We start from the raw sequence: 14,396 nt of genomic DNA on the forward strand, positions 1-14,396 counted from the left end.
GCATGGCCCGTCATCCTCGTTTAGCCCTTCCTGGTTACCCGCATCACGTCATTCAGCGGGGGAACAACCGCCAGCCCATCGTGCTGGACGAGGCCGATCGCAAGATGCTTTACAGCTTGTGGCTAGAAGAGTCGCAGCGCCACAAAGTAGCGGTTAACGCCTATGTGCTTCTCGACAATCACTTTCACATGTTGCTCACGCCGCCAAGTGATGAGGCCATGTCTTTGATGATGCAGTCGGTGGGCAGAAGTTATGTGCGCTACTTCAACAATCGCCACTCCCGCAGCGGCACTTTGTGGGAAGGGCGCTACAAATCGTCAGTGATTGACTCAGAAGCCTATCTTTTGACGTGCATGGCTTACATCGATTTAAACCCCGTGAGGGCAGGCGTGGCCGAGTCGGCCGAAGATTTCAACTGGTCTAGTTATAAGCACCTGATTGGTCAAAAAATCGACAAATTGGTGACGCCTCATGCACATTATTGGGGCTTGGGCAATACGCCTTTTTCGAGGGAGGCTGCTTATGCAGAGTTTGTGGCGGGCGGCCTTTCTGCTTCCATTGAAAAAGACCTCACGGAGTCAGTTTTGAAAAGCCGGGTTGTGGGGCGACCCGAATTTTTGAAGTCTTTGCAGAAGACAACCCAGCGCCCCATCCTGCCGAAAAAGGCTGGCAGGCCATTTAAAAAACCACTTTAAAGTCATGAGAAGGTCAAAAAATTGACCTTATTTAATTCTTTTTAATTCAATTTTGATCTGTCCCCAATTAATTAAAATTTGGAAAAAGAGGAAATTAATGTTGATCTGACCCCAATTAATTTACTTGGCATTTTTGTTGCAATGCAATATGCTCTCTTTCCCGCGAAATATCTTTAGGAGTGCGCCATGACTTCGGCTGCCGAAAAATTAGCTTTGCAACAAACCGGTCTGTATGACCCAACTCAAGAGCACGACGCTTGTGGTGTGGGTTTTGTGGCTCACATCAAAGGCGCAAAAACGCATGCCATCGTCACGCAAGCACTCAAGATTCTTGAAAACTTGGATCACCGGGGTGCGGTGGGTGCCGATAAATTGATGGGCGACGGCGCGGGTATCTTGATTCAGTTGCCCGATGCGCTCTACAGAAATGAAATGGCCAAGCAAGGCGTCACTTTGCCTGCGCAAGGCGAGTACGGTGTGGGCATGGTGTTCTTGCCGAAAGAACATGCCTCGCGCATGGCTTGCGAACAAGAGCTTGAGCGTGCTGTGAAGGCCGAAGGTCAGGTGTTGTTGGGCTGGCGCGATGTGCCGGTGAACCGTGACATGCCCATGTCGCCCACCGTGCGCGAAAAAGAACCTGTTCTGAAACAGATTTTCATTGGCCGTGGTGCCGATGTGATTGTGCAAGACGCCCTAGAGCGCAAGCTGTACGTCATTCGTAAAACAGCCAGTGCCGCCATTCAAAACCTCAAGCTGAAGCACAGCAACGAGTACTACATCCCCAGCATGTCTAGCCGTACAGTGGTGTACAAAGGCTTGCTTTTGGCCGATCAAGTTGGTACCTACTTCCGTGATTTGGAAGATGAGCGCTGCGTATCTGCATTGGGCTTGGTGCACCAACGCTTCTCCACCAACACCTTCCCAGAGTGGCCCCTGGCTCACCCTTACCGCTATGTGGCGCACAACGGTGAGATCAACACCGTCAAGGGCAACTACAACTGGATGAAGGCGCGCGAAGGCGTGATGTCTTCACCCGTGCTGGGCAACGACCTGCAAAAGCTCTACCCCATCAGCTTTGCTGGTCAATCCGATACAGCCACTTTCGACAACTGCTTAGAGTTGCTCACCATGGCCGGTTACCCCATCAGCCAAGCTGTGATGATGATGATTCCCGAGCCATGGGAAAACCACAACACCATGGACGAGCGCCGCAAGGCCTTCTATGAATATCACGCCGCCATGCTCGAGCCATGGGACGGCCCCGCTTCCATTGTGTTTACCGATGGCCGTCAAATTGGCGCCACCTTAGACCGCAACGGTTTGCGTCCTTCACGCTATTGCATCACCGACGACGACATGGTCATCATGGGTTCTGAAACCGGTGTATTGCCCATTCCAGAAAGCAAAATTGTTCGCAAGTGGCGCTTGCAACCCGGCAAGATGTTCCTGATCGATTTGGAACAAGGCCGCATGATCGACGACGAAGAACTCAAGTCGAACTTGGCCAGCAGCAAGCCCTACAAACAGTGGATTGAAAACTTGCGCATCAAGCTAGATGACGTCAAAGCCACCACCTCCAACGCGCCTGCGTCGAAAGAGTCTTTGCTCGATTTGCAGCAAGCCTTTGGCACCACCCAAGAAGACATCAAGTTCTTGTTGGCTCCTATGGCTCAAGCCGGTGAAGAAGCCTTGGGCTCCATGGGCAACGACAGCCCCTTGGCTGTTTTGTCAGACCGAAACAAACCGCTTTACAACTACTTCAAACAGTTGTTCGCGCAGGTCACCAACCCACCGATCGACCCCATTCGCGAAGCCATCGTGATGTCCTTGGTGTCATTTGTGGGCCCCAAGCCTAATTTGCTAGACATCAACCAAGTCAACCCACCCATGCGCTTGGAAGTAAGCCAGCCTGTGCTGGACTTTGCAGACATGGCCAAGTTGCGCAACATTGAACAGTCCACACAAGGCAAGTTCAAGAGCGCTACTTTAGACATCACTTACCCCGCAGCATGGGGCCGTGAAGGCGTTGAAGCCAAGTTGGCATCACTCTGCGCTGAAGCCGTAGACGCCATCAAAGGCGGCAACAACATTTTGATCATCAGCGACCGCGGTGTGTCGCCCACACAAGTGGCCATTCCAGCTTTGTTGGCGCTGTCTGCTATTCACCAACACTTGGTGCGCGAAGGCTTGCGTACCACTGCAGGCTTGGTGGTTGAAACCGGCACCGCCCGCGAAGTGCATCACTTTGCCGTGTTGGCAGGTTACGGTGCTGAGGCCGTTCACCCCTACTTGGCCATGGAAACATTGCAGGCTTTGCACAAAGAGTTGCCTGGTGATTTGTCGGCTGACAAAGCCATCTACAACTACATCAAAGCGGTGGGTAAAGGCTTGTCCAAGATCATGTCCAAGATGGGCGTCAGCACCTACATGTCGTATTGCGGTGCGCAGTTGTTTGAAGCCATTGGCGTCAACACCGAAACCGTGAACAAGTACTTCACTGGCACGCCTAGCCGTGTGCAAGGTATTGGTATTTTTGAAATTGCCGAAGAAGCATTGCGCATGCACAAAGCCGCTTTTGGCAACGACCCCGTGTTGGCCACAATGCTCGATGCGGGCGGTGAATACGCATGGCGTGCTCGCGGTGAAGAACACATGTGGACACCCGATGCCATTGCCAAGTTGCAGCACAGCACCCGTGCCAACAACTGGAGCACGTACAAAGAATACGCACAGATCATCAACGACCAAACCAAGCGACAAATGACATTGCGTGGTTTGTTCGAATTCAAGATCGATCCTGCTAAAGCCATTTCAATTGATGAAGTAGAGCCCGCCAGCGAAATCGTCAAGCGCTTCGCCACTGGCGCCATGTCTTTGGGCTCCATCTCCACAGAAGCACACGCCACATTGGCCGTTGCCATGAACCGCATCGGCGGCAAGAGCAACACCGGTGAAGGCGGTGAAGACTCTGCGCGTTATCGCAACGAACTCAAAGGCATCCCGATCAAAAAGGGCGAGACTTTGAAGAGCGTCATTGGCGCCAAAGAAGTGGAAGTTGACATGCCTTTGGAGGATGGCGATTCACTCCGCTCCAAGATCAAGCAAGTGGCTTCTGGCCGCTTTGGTGTGACAGCCGAATATTTGCACAGCGCCGATCAAATTCAGATCAAGATGGCGCAAGGCGCCAAGCCCGGTGAAGGCGGCCAATTGCCAGGTGGCAAGGTGTCCGACTACATCGGCAAGCTGCGTCACTCAGTGCCTGGCGTGGGTTTGATTTCTCCACCGCCACACCACGACATCTACTCCATCGAAGATTTGGCTCAACTCATTCACGACTTGAAAAACGTGGCGCCGCACAGCGACATCAGCGTCAAGTTGGTGTCTGAAATTGGCGTGGGCACCATTGCGGCAGGCGTTGCAAAGTGCAAGAGCGATCACTTGGTGATTGCCGGCCACGACGGCGGTACTGGTGCATCACCTTGGTCTTCCATCAAGCACGCTGGCAGTCCTTGGGAAATTGGTTTGGCTGAAACACAGCAAACCTTGGTGCTCAACCGCTTGCGCGGCCGCATCCGTGTGCAAGCTGACGGCCAGATGAAGACCGGCCGAGACGTGGCCGTTGGCGCGTTGCTGGGCGCAGACGAATTTGGTTTCGCCACTGCACCGCTGGTGGTGGAAGGCTGCATCATGATGCGCAAGTGCCACCTGAATACTTGCCCAGTGGGCGTGGCCACGCAAGATCCTACACTGCGTAAAAAGTTTTCTGGCAAGCCAGAACACGTTGTGAATTATTTCTTCTTCATTGCCGAAGAAGTGCGTCAAATCATGGCGCAGTTGGGCATCAAGAAGTTTGACGACATGGTGGGCCGTGCCGATTTGCTCGACACCCGCAAAGGCATCGAGCACTGGAAATCAAGTGGTCTCGATTTCAGCCGTTTGTTGGCTGTGCCCGATGTACCCGCCGACGTGCCCCGTCGCCACATCGATGTGCAAGACCACGGTTTGGACAAAGCTTTGGACAACATCCTCATTGCCAAGAGCCGCGCCGCCATCGACAAAGGTGAGAAAGTGCAGTTCATGGAGGTGGCGCGCAACGTGAATCGTTCTGTGGGCGCCATGCTCTCAGGTGCCGTCACCAAAGTGCACCCAGAAGGTTTGCCAGACGACACCATTCGCATTCAATTGGAAGGTACGGGCGGTCAATCCTTTGGCGCGTTTGTGGCCAAGGGCATTACCTTGTACCTCATTGGTGAAGCCAACGATTACACCGGCAAAGGTTTGTCGGGCGGTCGCATTGTGGTTCGTCCTAGTCTTGAGTTCCGCGGTGTGGCCAGCCAAAACATCATTGTGGGCAACACTGTGATGTACGGTGCCACCACAGGCGAAGCTTTCTTCGCAGGTGTGGGCGGCGAGCGTTTTGCAGTTCGTTTGTCGGGCGCCACCGCAGTGGTGGAAGGCACAGGCGACCACGGTTGTGAATACATGACCGGCGGTACCGTGGCGGTGCTGGGTAAAACAGGTCGCAACTTTGCGGCCGGTATGAGCGGTGGCATTGCCTATGTGTACGACGAAGACGGACAGTTTGCATCTCGCTGCAACACCGCCATGGTCAGCATGGAAAAAGTACTCAGTGTGGCCGAGCAAGAAGCCGCAGTGGACCGCAAAGTGTGGCACCGCGATCAAGCCGATGAAACACAGTTGAGAAAACTGCTGGAAGACCACCACAAGTGGACTGGTAGCCAGCGGGCACGTGAGTTGCTAGACAACTGGGCGCAAGCTCGTTTGAAGTTCGTGAAAGTATTCCCCAACGAGTACAAGCGCGCTTTGGGTGAAATCAACGCTCGCAAAGCAGCCGCAAAGTCCACCGACACAATTGCTGCTAGCTAATTTGCCAAATAAGTACAAAGAAATAACAAGGATTGATCATGGGGAAAATCACTGGTTTCATGGAATTTGAGCGGGTTGAAGAGGGCTACAAACCCGTCGAAGAACGCGTCAAAAATTACAAAGAATTCGTCATCGGTTTGGACGACGCGCAAGCCAAAGCGCAAAGCGCTCGCTGCATGGACTGCGGCACACCGTTTTGCAACAGCGGCTGCCCTGTCAACAACATCATTCCCGACTTCAACGACTTGGTATTTCAAGGCGATTGGAAAAACGCCATTGACGTGCTGCACAGCACCAACAACTTCCCAGAGTTCACGGGCCGTATTTGCCCCGCTCCATGTGAAGCCGCTTGTACATTGAACGTGGCCGACGATGCCGTGGGCATCAAGTCGATTGAGCACGCCATCATTGACCGTGCTTGGCAAGAGGGTTGGGTCAAGCCTCGTCCCGCCGAGCACAAAACTGGCAAAAAAGTAGCGGTGGTGGGCTCAGGCCCTGCCGGTATGGCCGCTGCTCAGCAATTGGCACGTGTGGGTCACGACGTAACCCTGTTTGAAAAGAACGACCGAATTGGTGGCTTGCTGCGCTACGGCATTCCCGATTTCAAAATGGAAAAATCGCACATTGACCGCCGTACTGAGCAGTTGGTCGCTGAAGGCGTGACTATCAAAACAGGCGTCATGGTGGGCAGTCTGCCTGCAGGTTCCAAAGTGACCAACTGGTCGCAAGAAACCATCAGCCCCGAGCAACTTCAGAAAGACTTTGATGCCGTGCTGCTGACCGGTGGCTCAGAGCAGTCACGCGATTTGAACGTGCCTGGCCGAGATTTGGCTGGCATTCACTTCGCCATGGAATTTTTGCCACAGCAAAACAAAGTGAACGCCGGCGACCAGCTCCAAGACCAATTGCGCGCTGACGGCAAACACGTCATTGTGATTGGTGGTGGCGACACTGGCAGCGATTGCGTGGGCACCTCCAACCGCCACGGCGCCAAAAGCGTGACGCAGTTTGAAGTGATGCCTCAGCCGCCCGAAGAGGAAAACCGTCCTTTGACATGGCCTTACTGGCCCTTGAAGCTGCGCACCAGCTCTAGCCACGAAGAAGGTTGCACCCGCGAATTTGCCGTTTCTACCCAAGAATTCATTGGCGAAAAAGGCAAGGTGACCGGTCTCAAAACCGTTGAAGTCGAATTCAAAGACGGCAAATTGGTCAATGTGCCAGGTACCGAAAAAACTTACCCTGCCGACATGGTGTTCTTGGCCATGGGCTTTGTAAACCCCGTGGCCACCATTTTGGATGCCTTTGGCGTGGACAAAGACAACCGCGGCAACGCCAAAGCCACCACCGACTTCACGGGCGGCTATGCCACCAACGTGCCCAAGGTGTTTGCCGCTGGCGACATGCGCCGCGGCCAGTCCTTGGTGGTGTGGGCTATACGCGAAGGTCGACAAGCTGCCCGTTCAATTGATGAGTTCTTAATGGGAACCAGCGACTTACCCCGTTAAAATGACTGCAGACAGGCTAAGTGACTGAAACGCCAAACGCTTCACGCAAACTTAACCTGAACGCCCTATCCTACTAAAGCCGGCGACCCCGGCTTTTGTTCTTTCAAACATGACCCTGCCCAACTCTCCACTGCTGGTAGAACTCAAAGACCTCAGCTTCGGCTACGGGGATCGGGTCATCTTGAACGACATTTCCTTTGGCATACCCCGCGGCAAAGTCACGGCGCTCATGGGCGTGTCGGGTGGCGGCAAGACTACTGTCTTGCGCCTCATCGGCGGTCAATACAAGGCCCAACAAGGTCAACTGAATTTTGATGGCCAAGATGTGGGTCAGATGAATACCGAGCAACTTTATGCGGCCCGCAGGCGCATGGGCATGCTGTTTCAATTTGGTGCCTTGTTCACCGACATGAACGTGTTTGACAATGTGGCATTTCCATTGAGAGAGCACACCAAAATGTCGGAGTCGATGGTGCGCGACATTGTGCTCATGAAACTCGATGCTGTTGGTTTGCGCGGCGCTAGAAATTTAAAGCCTTCAGAAATTTCAGGCGGTATGGGCAGGCGAGTGGCATTGGCCCGTGCCATTGCGCTCGACCCCGATCTCATGATGTACGACGAGCCCTTTGCGGGGCTGGATCCTATTTCTTTGGGCACTGCAGCAAGGCTCATCAGAAGGTTGAACGACAGCTTGGGCATCACCAGTGTGGTGGTGTCGCACGATGTGGACGAAACCTTCCAAATTGCCGACCAAGTGGTGGTGTTGGCCAATGGCAAAGTGGCTGCGCAGGGTACCCCTGAGTCGCTCAGGCAAACCACCGATCCACTCATCCATCAGTTTGTCAATGGCCTCAGCGATGGCCCGGTTCATTTCCATTACCCAGCAACCTCAGTGGCTGAAGACTTTGGGAGGGCCAGCGCATGACGTTTTTGCACCCTGCTGAGCTTGGCTATGCTGTGCGTCAAAAACTGGCAGACTGGGGCTTCGGAGCACGTTTGTTGGGCCAACTCGCCCTGTTGTCTGGCCCCTGCCTGAAGCGCTTTGGTTTGGTCCGTGACCAAGTTCACTTTTTGGGCAATTACTCACTGGCCATCATCACCGTTTCAGGTTTGTTTGTGGGCTTTGTGTTGGGTCTGCAGGGTTATTACACCTTGCAACGTTATGGCGCAGCCGATGCGTTGGGTTTGCTTGTGGCCTTGAGCTTGGTTCGAGAACTTGGCCCCGTGGTAGCAGCTTTGTTGTTTGCCGGAAGAGCTGGCGCCTCGATCACTGCAGAAATTGGCTTGATGCGAGCAGGCGAGCAGCTCACTGCTTTGGAAATGATGGCCGTCGATCCCAAGTTGCGCATTTTGGCGCCACGTTTGTGGGGCGGCATCATTGCCTTGCCATTGCTCACCGCGGTTTTCAGTGCAGTGGGTATTTTGGGTGGGTATATCGTGGGTGTGCTCCTCATTGGTGTTGATGCTGGTTCGTTCTGGAGTCAAATGCAAAGCGGAGTTGATGTTTTCAAGGACGTGGGCAATGGCATGATCAAAAGTGTTGTGTTTGGCGTGGCAGTGACTTTCATTGCCTTGCTGCAAGGCTATGTGGCAAAGCCAACACCTGAAGGCGTAGCCTCAGCCACCACTCGAAGCGTGGTGATTTCTTCGTTGTCTGTTTTAGGACTGGACTTCATTCTCACAGTGATGATGTTCAGCATTTAAGGAGGACGTGATGCAACGTTCAAAAAATGATGTGTGGGTTGGCTTGTTTGTACTGATTGGCTTGGCCGCTGTGCTCTTTTTAGCGCTCAAGTCTGCCAACTTGTTGCAATACAGTTGGTCCAAAGACTACACCGTGACAGCCAAATTTGACAATATTGGGGGTCTCAAAAAAGGGGCGGCGGTGAAGAGTGCAGGCGTGGTTGTGGGCCGTGTGGAAAACATTCAGTTTGATGGTGACAGCTTTCAGGCTAAAGTCAGCTTGGCTTTGCAAAATCAGTATGCATTTCCCCAAGACAGCTCCTTGAAAATTTTGACCAGTGGTTTGCTCGGCGAACAGTACATTGGTATTGAAGCCGGGGCAGAAGAAAAAAACCTGGTGGCTGGCGACAAAATTGGTTCGACACAGTCTGCCGTGGTTTTGGAAAATTTAATCAGTCAGTTTTTGTACAACAAAGCAGCCGACACGGCTGCGCCCTCGAGCGAAAGTAAAAAGTGATGCTGGGTTGGCGTTTTCGCCTCGGTTTGGCCATTGCAGCTTTGATGCTGCTGCAAGGCTGCGCCTCTTTGAAAGGCCCCGATCCCACTGACCCCCTCGAACCTTTGAACCGACAAGTGACAGCTTTCAACGATGTGGCTGACGATTTGGTTCTGCGCCCCGTGGCTGTGATTTATGGCCAGTATTTGCCCACCGTGGTGCGCAAGGGCATTGGCAACTTTTTCAGCAATCAAAGCGATGTCTTGTCGTTTTTCAACAGCTTGGCGCAATTGAAGCTCGAAAAGGCTGCTAAAAACGCCATGCGTGTGGGAATCAATAGCACCTTGGGATTGGGTGGCATTATCGATTGGGCTTCCGAACTCAAAATTGACAAGCACAAGGAAGATTTTGGTCAGACCTTGGCTTTTTGGGGGGTCTCCTCCGGCCCCTACGTGGTCTTGCCTTTTTTTGGACCGTCCACGGTCCGAGACAGCTTTGGTTTGTATGTTGACATCAAAACAGACGTCAATCAGCAATTGGCCGATCAGGGCTCGCGCAACTTCCTAACTGTCTTGCGCCTTACCGATCGGCGCGAACGCTACTTAAACTTGTCCGATGCTGTTCGGCAGGCCTCTCTCGACCCCTACACTTTCACGCGGGATGCCTACTTGCAAAAGCGCTTGAACGATATTTTTGACGGCAATCCGCCCATGTTGGATGACTTTGACGATCCAGATAAGCCAGCTCCCATGGCGGCGCCCAACCAGCCAGGTACTTCCATTAGCCCAGAGTCATTGCCAAAGGCGCCGCTACCTATAAAGCCTTGATTTTTCAAGAAATTGGCTTGGTGGTCTAATCAACTTTTTTGAAGCTGGCGCGTTAAAGAGTCAAACGCTCTTTATGATCACACTTTATGAATCGCAAATTCTTTACTTTTTTATGGCCCCTTATTTGGGCATTGGGCTTGTCTTTGAGCGCAGGCACTGTTTGGGCAAACGATGAAGCACCCGATGCGTTTATCAAACGCATTTCCAATGAAACCTTGGAAGCGGTGCGCTCCGACAAAAGCATCAAGAGCGGCGACATCAACAAGATCATGCAATTGGTCGACACCAAATTGATGCAGCACGTTAATTTTCGACGAATGACGGCATTGGCCACAGGGCCGGGTTGGCGCAAAGCCACGCCAGAACAGCAAGAGCGCCTGCAAGCAGAGTTTAAATTGCTGCTCATTCGAACTTACTCTGGCGCCCTTAGCCAAATCAGCGACCAGACCATTGAGTTGAAGCCTTTGCGCGGTGCCACCGACGACAAAAATCTGGTGGTTCAAACCGAGGTCAGAGGCAAAGGCGAGCCCATCCAGCTTGACTATCGCCTTGAAAAAACGCCTGGCGAGGGTGCTGGTTGGAAAATTTTTGACCTCAACGTGATGGGCATTTGGTTGGTCGAAAACTACCGTTCGCAATTTGCCAAAGAAATCAACGCAGGCGGCGTCGATGGTTTGATCAAGAGTCTTTCAGACCGCAACAAGTCGAATGCCAAAAAAGCCTGATTGAGCGCCCACTGAATGACCACGGCCCTTCTAACCTTGCCACCTGATTTGCGACACAGCAACGCGGCAGACTGCTTGCAAAAGCTGCAAGCGCAAATCCGAAGCAGTCCAAATTCAGAGGTAGAAATTCAGGCAGGACAGTTGTCAGACTTCGACTCCTCCGCACTCGCAGTTCTCTTGGGTTGCCGCCGAGAAGCCGAAAGTTTGTCGAAAACCTTGAAATTCAAGCAATTCCCGGCCAAATTACGCGAATTGGCCCAGCTTTATGGGGTGTCTGAGCTGTTGATCGAAAGCGCATGACCGTAAAATAGGGGGCTCATGCCCGCCATCTCTTTTCAATCCGTCTCCAAAACTTATCCTGCCAAACAGCCTGGCAGCCAGCCTTTCACAGCACTCAACAAGGTGAGCTTTGACATTGCTGAAGGGGAGTTTTTTGGTCTGCTTGGCCCCAATGGTGCTGGCAAGACCACGCTTATCAGCATTTTGGCGGGACTCACCAAGGCCACCGAAGGTCGTGTCATGGTGCATGGCCACGACGTTCAGTTGGATTACGCCCAAGCAAGGCGCATGCTGGGCGTGGTGCCCCAAGAGTTGGTTTTCGATCCCTTTTTCACGGTTCGCGAGGCTTTGCGTTTTCAGTCGGGCTACTTTGGGGTGAAAAAAAACGATGCTTGGATTGATGAGTTGCTGAGCAACTTAGGGCTTCTTGACAAAGCCAACTCCAATATGCGTCAGCTATCTGGTGGCATGAAAAGGCGTGTCTTGGTGGCGCAGGCTTTGGTTCACAAGCCGCGTGTCATTGTGCTCGACGAGCCCACCGCTGGCGTCGATGTGGAGCTCAGACAAACGCTGTGGCAATTCATTGCCAAGCTCAACCGAGAAGGCCACACCGTTTTGCTCACCACCCATTATTTGGAAGAGGCTGAAGCCCTGTGTGGCCGATTGGCCATGCTCAAACAAGGGCGGGTGTTGGCATTGGCCAGCACTTCTGAGTTGTTGAAATCGGCCTCCAGCAATGTGCTTCGCTTCAAGTTGGATGGTCAATTGCCCCCCGATTTGACTGTCAAAGCGCGAGTTACAGGTCGCATTGTTCAGTTTCCGGCCCACGATGCGGTGGAGATCGAAAGCTACTTGGCGGCAGTTCGCCAAGCAGGCTTGGTGGCAGAGGATGTTGAAATTCGCAAGGCCGATTTAGAAGATGTGTTTTTGGATGTGATGGCCGAGGGGAAATCATGAGCGGCTGGTGCATGTTGCTTTACAAAGAGGTGTTGCGCTTTTGGAAAGTGTCATTCCAAACCATAGCTGCGCCTGTTTTAACCTCGGTGCTGTACATGTTGATTTTTGGCCATGTGCTGGAAGATCATGTGAAGGTGTATGACAACGTGCCCTACACGGCATTTTTATTGCCGGGCCTCATCATGATGAGCGTCTTGCAAAATGCCTTCGCCAACAGCTCATCGAGCTTGGTGCAAAGCAAGATCATGGGCAATGTGGTGTTCTTGCTTCTCACGCCCTTGTCTCACTGGCATTGGTTTGTAGCTTATGTGGGTTCGTCCATGTTGCGCGGTTTGGCCGTTGGCCTGGGTGTATTTGCTGTCACGGTGTGGTTTGCACCTTTGCAATACCATTCGCCAGTTTGGATTTTGGTCTTTGCCGTCTTGTGTGCGGGCTTGTTGGGCGCCTTGGGTTTGGTGGCAGGTCTTTGGTCCGAAAAATTTGACCAAATGGCGGCTTTCCAAAGCTTTGTCATCATGCCCATGACCTTCTTGTCGGGTGTTTTTTATTCCATTCATTCCTTGCCCCCGTTTTGGCAAGGCCTGAGTCACTTGAACCCCTTCTTTTACATGATTGATGGTTTCAGATACGGCTTTTTTGGCCAAAGCGATGTGTCGCCTTGGATTAGCTTGGCAGTCGTTTCTGTGGCCATGTTGGCCGTCAGTGCATTGGCCATTCATTGGCTGAAATCAGGCTACAAAATCAGAGGCTGATTCAAACTTTTCGTGAGCTTTACAAAATGACTGCAGAACAAATTCAAGCCATGATTGCCGCTGGGCTTTCATGCCAGCATCTCACCGTGGACGGTGATGGCCGCCATTGGCAAGCGGTGGTGGTGTCCAATCAATTTGAGGGGCTTCGCCTCATTGCGCGCCACCAAAAGGTGTACGCCACCTTGGGCAACAAAATGCAAAACGACGAGGTTCATGCCTTGTCGATGAAAACATTCACGCCTGCTGAATGGGCCAAAGCGCAAGCTTGAATACCAGGCTATTTCAAACGCGTTCCTCCAGATATTCAAACTAAAAAATGGACAAACTTATCATTCGCGGCGGTCATTCTTTGAATGGCGAGATTGGCATCTCCGGCGCTAAAAATGCCGCTTTGCCAGAACTTTGCGCTGCCTTGTTAACCGACCAAGAGGTGGTGCTGCGCAATGTGCCGAAGTTGCAAGATGTCAACACCATGTTGAAACTCATTCGCAACATGGGTGTGACTTGCCAGCATGCAGAAGACGGCAGCGTGACATTGAATGCCAGCGCTTTGAACAAGCCAGAAGCACCCTACGAGATGGTGAAAACCATGCGAGCTTCCGTGCTGGCCCTGGGCCCTTTGCTGGCCAGATTTGGCCATGCTCGAGTGTCATTGCCTGGGGGCTGCGCCATTGGGTCGCGCCCTGTCGACCAGCACATCAAAGGCCTGCAAGCCATGGGCGCGCAAATTGTGGTGGAGCATGGCTACATGGTGGCCAGTTTGACCCAGGGCCGAACACGCCTGAAAGGTGCCCGCATTGCTACCGACATGGTGACCGTGACGGGTACAGAAAATTTTCTGATGGCGGCCGCTTTGGCGGAAGGTGAAACTGTTTTAGAAAATGCAGCGCAAGAACCAGAAATTCCTGATTTGGCCGAAATGCTGATTCAAATGGGCGCCAAAATTGAAGGCCACGGCACCAGTCGAATTCACATTCAAGGGGTTGAAAAACTCAGTGGCTGTGATCATGCGGTGGTAGCCGATCGCATTGAAGCAGGCACATTTTTGTGCGCCGTTGCGGCCACCGGCGGCGATGTCGTGTTGAAGCATGCGCGGGGCGATCACCTCGACGCTGTGATCGAAAAACTCAGGGCTGCTGGCGCGCAAATTGAAGTGGGCTCTAACTTTGTTCGGGTCAAAGCGCAAGGCCGAATGAAAGCACAAAGTTTTCGGACCACCGAGTACCCCGGTTTTCCAACCGACATGCAAGCGCAGTTCATGGCCTTGAATTGCATTGCAGAGGGCACCAGCAAAGTCACTGAAACCATTTTTGAAAATCGTTTCATGCACGTCAATGAGTTGGTTCGTTTAGGTGCCAACATTCAAATTGATGGCAAAGTGTCCGTGGTGCAGGGCGTTGCGCGCTTGTCGGGGGCCACTGTCATGGCCACCGATTTGCGGGCCTCTGCCAGCCTGGTCATTGCCGGCTTGGTGGCCGAGGGCGAGACCATTGTCGATCGCATCTATCACCTCGATCGAGGCTACGATCGCATGGAAGCCAAACTGCGCAAAGTGGGCGCTCAAATAGAACGTTCAAAGTAATCACAGGA

Annotated in this window: 13 protein-coding genes; all 13 read left to right on the plus strand. The window is 52.8% G+C overall.

Annotation, left to right across the window (positions count from 1 at the left end):
• The first annotated feature begins 2 nt into the window (after positions 1 to 2).
• The 13 genes from B9Z32_RS03470 to murA all read left to right on the plus strand — a co-directional run bounded on the left by B9Z32_RS03470 (position 3) and on the right by murA (position 14,388).
• Positions 3 to 695: a transposase gene (locus B9Z32_RS03470; RefSeq protein ID WP_108419961.1), complete on the plus strand. Its 693-nt coding sequence runs from the start codon at positions 3 to 5 to the stop codon at positions 693 to 695.
• A 186-nt stretch (positions 696 to 881) separates the two neighbouring features.
• The gene (locus B9Z32_RS03475) at positions 882 to 5,582 is read left to right on the plus strand and encodes a glutamate synthase-related protein (RefSeq protein ID WP_108419962.1); all 4,701 of its coding nucleotides are present in this window, start codon (positions 882 to 884) and stop codon (positions 5,580 to 5,582) included.
• A 38-nt stretch (positions 5,583 to 5,620) separates the two neighbouring features.
• A complete protein-coding gene (locus B9Z32_RS03480; RefSeq protein ID WP_108419963.1) occupies positions 5,621 to 7,087 on the plus strand; it encodes a glutamate synthase subunit beta in 1,467 nt (488 codons plus the stop codon).
• 109 nt (positions 7,088 to 7,196) lie between these two features.
• A complete protein-coding gene (locus B9Z32_RS03485; RefSeq protein ID WP_108419964.1) occupies positions 7,197 to 8,012 on the plus strand; it encodes an ABC transporter ATP-binding protein in 816 nt (271 codons plus the stop codon).
• Entirely contained in the window at positions 8,009 to 8,791 is a 783-nt protein-coding gene (gene mlaE / locus B9Z32_RS03490; protein ID WP_108419965.1) for a lipid asymmetry maintenance ABC transporter permease subunit MlaE, read from the plus strand. The genes B9Z32_RS03485 and mlaE overlap by 4 nt, the downstream gene beginning before the upstream one ends.
• Before the next feature lie 10 nt (positions 8,792 to 8,801).
• The gene (mlaD, locus tag B9Z32_RS03495) at positions 8,802 to 9,287 is read left to right on the plus strand and encodes an outer membrane lipid asymmetry maintenance protein MlaD (protein ID WP_108419966.1); all 486 of its coding nucleotides are present in this window, start codon (positions 8,802 to 8,804) and stop codon (positions 9,285 to 9,287) included.
• Positions 9,287 to 10,093 carry a VacJ family lipoprotein gene (locus B9Z32_RS03500; protein WP_108419967.1) on the plus strand — a complete coding sequence of 269 codons (807 nt, stop codon included), beginning with the start codon at positions 9,287 to 9,289 and terminating at the stop codon, positions 10,091 to 10,093. Before mlaD ends, B9Z32_RS03500 begins: the two co-directional genes overlap by 1 nt.
• Before the next feature lie 86 nt (positions 10,094 to 10,179).
• Positions 10,180 to 10,818 carry a phospholipid-binding protein MlaC gene (locus B9Z32_RS03505; protein WP_108419968.1) on the plus strand — a complete coding sequence of 213 codons (639 nt, stop codon included), beginning with the start codon at positions 10,180 to 10,182 and terminating at the stop codon, positions 10,816 to 10,818.
• A gap of 15 nt (positions 10,819 to 10,833) precedes the next feature.
• Positions 10,834 to 11,118 carry a lipid asymmetry maintenance protein MlaB gene (locus tag B9Z32_RS03510; RefSeq protein WP_108419969.1) on the plus strand — a complete coding sequence of 95 codons (285 nt, stop codon included), beginning with the start codon at positions 10,834 to 10,836 and terminating at the stop codon, positions 11,116 to 11,118.
• Between the two features lie 18 nt (positions 11,119 to 11,136).
• Positions 11,137 to 12,054, plus strand: a complete 918-nt coding sequence (locus B9Z32_RS03515) for an ABC transporter ATP-binding protein (protein WP_108419970.1) — start codon at positions 11,137 to 11,139, stop codon at positions 12,052 to 12,054.
• The gene (locus tag B9Z32_RS03520; RefSeq protein WP_108419971.1) at positions 12,051 to 12,806 is read left to right on the plus strand and encodes an ABC transporter permease; all 756 of its coding nucleotides are present in this window, start codon (positions 12,051 to 12,053) and stop codon (positions 12,804 to 12,806) included. Before B9Z32_RS03515 ends, B9Z32_RS03520 begins: the two co-directional genes overlap by 4 nt.
• 26 nt (positions 12,807 to 12,832) lie before the next feature.
• Positions 12,833 to 13,075, plus strand: coding sequence for a BolA family protein (locus B9Z32_RS03525; RefSeq protein WP_108419972.1), 243 nt, complete (start codon positions 12,833 to 12,835; stop codon positions 13,073 to 13,075).
• A 47-nt stretch (positions 13,076 to 13,122) separates the two neighbouring features.
• Positions 13,123 to 14,388, plus strand: a complete 1,266-nt coding sequence (gene murA, locus B9Z32_RS03530; RefSeq protein ID WP_108419973.1) for a UDP-N-acetylglucosamine 1-carboxyvinyltransferase — start codon at positions 13,123 to 13,125, stop codon at positions 14,386 to 14,388.
• Positions 14,389 to 14,396 lie beyond the last annotated feature (8 nt).

Source organism: Limnohabitans sp. MMS-10A-178 (assembly GCF_003063375.1).
Classification (GTDB): domain Bacteria; phylum Pseudomonadota; class Gammaproteobacteria; order Burkholderiales; family Burkholderiaceae_C; genus Limnohabitans_A.

Bases quoted from the DNA above. Each gene is read 5' to 3' on its own strand.
- mlaD (WP_108419966.1), top strand. From the start codon at position 8,802: ATGCAACGTTCAAAAAATGATGTGTGGGTTGGCTTGTTTGTACTGATT.
- B9Z32_RS03525 (WP_108419972.1), top strand. From the start codon at position 12,833: ATGACTGCAGAACAAATTCAAGCCATGATTGCCGCTGGGCTTTCATGC.
- B9Z32_RS03480 (WP_108419963.1), top strand. From the start codon at position 5,621: ATGGGGAAAATCACTGGTTTCATGGAATTTGAGCGGGTTGAAGAGGGC.
- B9Z32_RS03475 (WP_108419962.1), top strand. From the start codon at position 882: ATGACTTCGGCTGCCGAAAAATTAGCTTTGCAACAAACCGGTCTGTAT.
- B9Z32_RS03520 (WP_108419971.1), top strand. From the start codon at position 12,051: ATGAGCGGCTGGTGCATGTTGCTTTACAAAGAGGTGTTGCGCTTTTGG.
- mlaE (WP_108419965.1), top strand. From the start codon at position 8,009: ATGACGTTTTTGCACCCTGCTGAGCTTGGCTATGCTGTGCGTCAAAAA.
- B9Z32_RS03510 (WP_108419969.1), top strand. From the start codon at position 10,834: ATGACCACGGCCCTTCTAACCTTGCCACCTGATTTGCGACACAGCAAC.
- B9Z32_RS03500 (WP_108419967.1), top strand. From the start codon at position 9,287: ATGCTGGGTTGGCGTTTTCGCCTCGGTTTGGCCATTGCAGCTTTGATG.
- B9Z32_RS03505 (WP_108419968.1), top strand. From the start codon at position 10,180: ATGAATCGCAAATTCTTTACTTTTTTATGGCCCCTTATTTGGGCATTG.
- B9Z32_RS03470 (WP_108419961.1), top strand. From the start codon at position 3: ATGGCCCGTCATCCTCGTTTAGCCCTTCCTGGTTACCCGCATCACGTC.
- murA (WP_108419973.1), top strand. From the start codon at position 13,123: ATGGACAAACTTATCATTCGCGGCGGTCATTCTTTGAATGGCGAGATT.
- B9Z32_RS03515 (WP_108419970.1), top strand. From the start codon at position 11,137: ATGCCCGCCATCTCTTTTCAATCCGTCTCCAAAACTTATCCTGCCAAA.
- B9Z32_RS03485 (WP_108419964.1), top strand. From the start codon at position 7,197: ATGACCCTGCCCAACTCTCCACTGCTGGTAGAACTCAAAGACCTCAGC.